The sequence below is a fragment of the Campylobacter concisus genome, from assembly GCF_002912895.1.
GTDB lineage: Bacteria > Campylobacterota > Campylobacteria > Campylobacterales > Campylobacteraceae > Campylobacter_A > Campylobacter_A concisus_G.
Map to the genome: position 1 here is coordinate 1 of NZ_POZX01000075.1, position 4,104 is coordinate 4,104.

At 35.6% G+C, this 4,104-nt stretch carries 5 protein-coding genes, 1 tRNA gene and 1 pseudogene; 6 read left to right on the top strand and 1 reads right to left on the bottom strand.

The genetic code is table 11. The features are described 5' to 3' along the window. The 6 genes from CYP51_RS09220 to CYP51_RS09245 form a co-directional block, all read left to right on the top strand. The coding region (locus tag CYP51_RS09220) for an ATP-dependent DNA helicase (protein ID WP_180997763.1) at positions 1–1,634 on the top strand (1,634 nt) is incomplete at its 5' end. Positions 1,635–1,654: 20 nt separating this feature from the next. Continuing rightward, positions 1,655–2,125, top strand: a complete 471-nt coding sequence (gene ribH, locus CYP51_RS09225; protein WP_103625206.1) for a 6,7-dimethyl-8-ribityllumazine synthase — start codon at positions 1,655–1,657, stop codon at positions 2,123–2,125. 1 nt (position 2,126) lies between these two features. Next, positions 2,127–2,522 (top strand): transcription antitermination factor NusB, encoded by a 396-nt coding sequence (gene nusB, locus CYP51_RS09230; protein ID WP_085657769.1) that lies wholly within the window; start codon positions 2,127–2,129, stop codon positions 2,520–2,522. Then, the gene (gene pyrF, locus CYP51_RS09235) at positions 2,519–3,199 is read left to right on the top strand and encodes an orotidine-5'-phosphate decarboxylase (RefSeq protein ID WP_103625207.1); all 681 of its coding nucleotides are present in this window, start codon (positions 2,519–2,521) and stop codon (positions 3,197–3,199) included. The genes nusB and pyrF overlap by 4 nt, the downstream gene beginning before the upstream one ends. A gap of 196 nt (positions 3,200–3,395) precedes the next feature. Beyond that, entirely contained in the window at positions 3,396–3,539 is a 144-nt protein-coding gene (locus tag CYP51_RS10210) for a hypothetical protein (protein WP_316352648.1), read from the top strand. A gap of 99 nt (positions 3,540–3,638) precedes the next feature. Then, positions 3,639–3,729 (top strand) — tRNA-Ser (locus tag CYP51_RS09245). A gap of 67 nt (positions 3,730–3,796) precedes the next feature. Here the strand turns inward: CYP51_RS09245 and CYP51_RS09920 are convergent. Beyond that, positions 3,797–4,104, bottom strand: a pseudogene (locus CYP51_RS09920) (tyrosine-type recombinase/integrase); the annotation flags it as partial.

Consider the following 4,104-nt stretch of genomic DNA (forward strand, 5'->3'; position numbering starts at 1 on the left):
AAAGTATTCCATTTGACCAAACGCCATTTGTTTCAAGTTTGTGCTGGCATAATCCAAAAATATCAGATTTGTTTGAATGTGTAGAGCATAAAAATAGAGAGCATGAATTTTTAGCTAGATTTATTATCCAAAATACACAAAGTAACGGAATGCTATATACGGGAAAAGAGGAATTATCTCATTTTTCAGATCTTCAAAATTTAATAAATAAATTTAATAATTTGCTTTACAGAACTCACAATGATCGTAAAATTTGTGAGTGGAAAGGCAAATATTATATACAGAGTTACGAAAAAGACGTCATTAGTATTCTGAAAAAATTAAAAAAATTATCTCAGCAGGGTTCAGACAAATATGAAGAATTTGCTAATACTTGGCTTGAAAATAATGTAAATTGGATTGATGATAAAAATAAAATAGAGATTATTAAAAGGCTTTTTGTTAAAACAAAAGTTGCATTTATTTATGGAGCGGCGGGAACTGGTAAATCAACTTTAGCAGATTATATAGCAAATTTATACCAAGGCAAAACTCAGATATTTTTAGCTCAAACAAATCCAGCTGTAGAAAATATAAAATCAAAAGTACAAAATGCAAATTTTAGAAATACTTATACGATTGCTAAAATTGTAAATTCTAAACAAGATTTTGAGTGTGATTTGCTTTTTATAGATGAGTGCAGTACGGTAAGCAATGCTGATATGGTCAAAATTTTGGAAAAAGTGCAATTTAAACGACTTATTTTAATTGGGGATATATATCAAATAGAGGCCATAAGATATGGTACATGGTTTGATATAGCAAAAGATTTTTTACCAAAACATTGCCTGTTTGAGCTTGTAAAGCCATACAGAACCAACAATGATGAATTATTAAAATTTTGGGAGAGTGTTAGAAATTTTAAAGATGGCGATAATGCAATAACAGAATTCGGTGTATGGGGGAAATATTTTTTAAATTTAGATGAAAAAAATGATGAAATTTTTAAAAAAGAATATGATGATGAAATTGTGCTTTGTTTGAATTATGATGGTCTTTATGGAGTAAATAATATTAATAAATTTTTGCAAATAGTAAATAAAAATCAATCTTTTGAAATCGGAAATTTTGAATTTAAAATTGGTGATCCTGTTTTATTTGTCGATAATAATTTTTTTATAAGCGATTTACATAATAATCTTAAAGGCAAAATAATAAATATCATCGATAAAAACGAAGAAAATGAGCTGTATTTTAAAGTAGAAGTTGATAAGGTTTTTGAAGACGATCATGTTTTTACTGCTGGCTTAGAACTTATTTCTAAAAATGATAATAAATCTATTGTTGGTTTTGGTGTGGATAAAAATATAAATACAGACAATGATGATGCTAGTGAAAAAATCCCATTCATGTTGGCTTATGCAGTTTCTATTCACAAATCGCAAGGTTTGGAATATGATAGTGTAAAGATAGTGATTACAAGGGAAATCGAAGAGAATATTTCACATAATATTTTTTACACAGCAATTACTAGGGCGAAAAAATACCTTAAAATTTACTGGTCGCCTGAAACTCAACAGTATATAATAAAGAACTTTAATATAAAAAACGATAAAAAAGATATCAAAATTTTAAAAGCAAAAAATAATATTTAGTAAAATCTTAAGGAGAAACCATGAAAATAATCGAAGGAAATTTGGCTCTAAAAGGCGGCGAAAAGGTCGCCATAGTGGGCGCGAGGTTTAACCACATCATCACCGATAGGCTGGTCGAGGGCGCGAGGGACGCGTTTTTGCGTCACGGCGGGGATGAGGCGAATTTGAGCCTCATTTTGGTGCCGGGCGCGTTTGAGATACCGATGGTGCTTGAAAAGGCGCTAGCTAGCGGTAAATTTGACGCAGTTTGCTGCGTGGGAGCGGTTATCCGCGGCTCTACGCCTCACTTTGACTACGTTAGCGCCGAGACCACCAAGGGTATAGCAAACGTCACGTTAAAGTACGGCAAACCAGTGACATTTGGCGTTTTAACGGTAGATAGCATCGAACAAGCCATCGAGCGAGCTGGCTCAAAGGCCGGAAATAAGGGCTTTGAAGCGATGACGGGCGTGATCGAGATGCTAAGCTTATATAAAAATTTGGAGGCGTAAAATGGCGACTCGTCATCAGGTTAGGCAGGCCGTCGTTTCGCTACTCTACTCAAATGAGATAAATCCGGTAACTGCTGCATTTGAAGAGGAATTTCTAGAAGAGAAAAAGATAAGAAACGAGCGTAAACATGAGGCGCAGCAGACTTTTAAAGAGGTGCTCGCAAACAAAGAAAAACTAGATGAAATTTTAAAGCCATATCTAAAAGATGGCGATTTTAGCAAGGTTGGTGCGACTGAGCTTGCCATTCTTAGACTTGGGCTCTATGAGATGAAATTTAGCCAAACTGATAAGGCTGTCATCATAAACGAAGCGATCGAACTTGCGAAAGAGCTTGGAAGTGATCAGGCACCAAAATTTATAAACGGTGTACTTGATAAGCTAAAGGGCGATCTGTGAGGCTCTGTGTTGCGCTTGATATGGCTAGTCGTGAAGAGAATTTAGCTCTTGCTAGAGAGCTAAAAGGGCTTGATCTTTGGCTAAAAGTAGGGCTTAGAAGCTATCTTAGGGATGGGGCAAAATTTATAGAAGAGTTAAAAGAACTTGGAAATTTTAAAATTTTCCTCGATCTAAAGCTCTATGATATCCCAAATACGATGGCAGATGCGGCTGAAGTCGTCTCAAAAATCGGTGTAGATATGATAAATGTGCATGCTAGCGCTGGTGAGCGCGCAATGAAGACAGTTATAGATAGGCTAGTTGGTCTTGGGAGCCGTCCTTTAGTGCTCGCAGTGTCGGCACTTACTAGCTTTAGTGAGAGCGAGTTTGACTCTGTTTATAATGATACGATCGCAAGAGCTGTTAGAAAATTTAGCCAGATGAGTTTTGAAGCAGGGCTTGATGGAATGGTCTGTTCTGTTTTTGAAAGCAAGCTCATCAAAGATGTTACAAATGAGAAATTTATCACCCTTTGCCCTGGTGTTAGGCCTTTTGGCGAGAGCGCTGGAGATCAAAAAAGAGTAGCAAACTTAGTGAGCGCAAAGCAAGAGGGTAGTGATTTTATCGTTGTTGGTAGGCCGATTTATGAGAATGTAAATCCAAGAGAAATTTGTGAACGAATTTTGCAGCAAATTTAAAATTTGAACTTGTGTGAAGTCGTTTTTAACTAAGCTTTTTTACAAAATGTTGCGTGAAGATAATATCAAAGCGAAGTGAGGAGCTAAATTTGAGTGATTCTAAGAAAATTCTCTATGTCGGCGAAGTGACAGAGGTGGATCTGCTGACACTCACTACACCAATATCGCTTCCCTAAAGGATGCGGATCCGGACGAGATGTTTGAGTGCACAAAGGCGTTTAGTCGCGGTAGCGATAGGTGCTTTTATATGTTTTATCGTATGATTTGCTACTACGCCAATACACCACGCTTAGACAAAAACCAAGCTAAAATGGTAACCTTTGAAGAGCTAAATTTATAAATTTTTGTTTTTAGATCTTCTATCTGAGGTCTACAATTGTGAAATACAAATTTAAGCAAGATATCAGCGGCGTTCAATTATAATGCGATTTCTTTTTATGGACAGATGGGTGAGTGGCTGAAACCACACCCCTGCTAAGGGTGCAGCTCTTAATCGGGGCTCGAGGGTTCAAATCCCTCTCTGTCCGCCACAAATCCCCAAATTACGACATTTAAGAACAATTTTTTAAAAATAAAAAATCCCTTTGACGACCCAAATTAATAAATTGAAATATCTCGCTTAAAATCTTTTAAGTTTGAATTAAGATAATTTACATATACATCGTAAATCATTTTAGGAGTGGAATGGCCCAAGAGCTTTGATAACTCTACTGGGGTAACATAATTACCATAAAGCATAGAAGTAGCATAAGTATGTCGCATATTATAAAGTCGCCTATATGGCAAATTTAACTCATGTAATATAGGCTTCCAAAAATCAGAAGTAAAAACGCCAGTATCTCTGTAAGGTTCATTATATTGCGTTTGTAAAAGATAAATATTGTCTTGATAGTTCTCAATATATT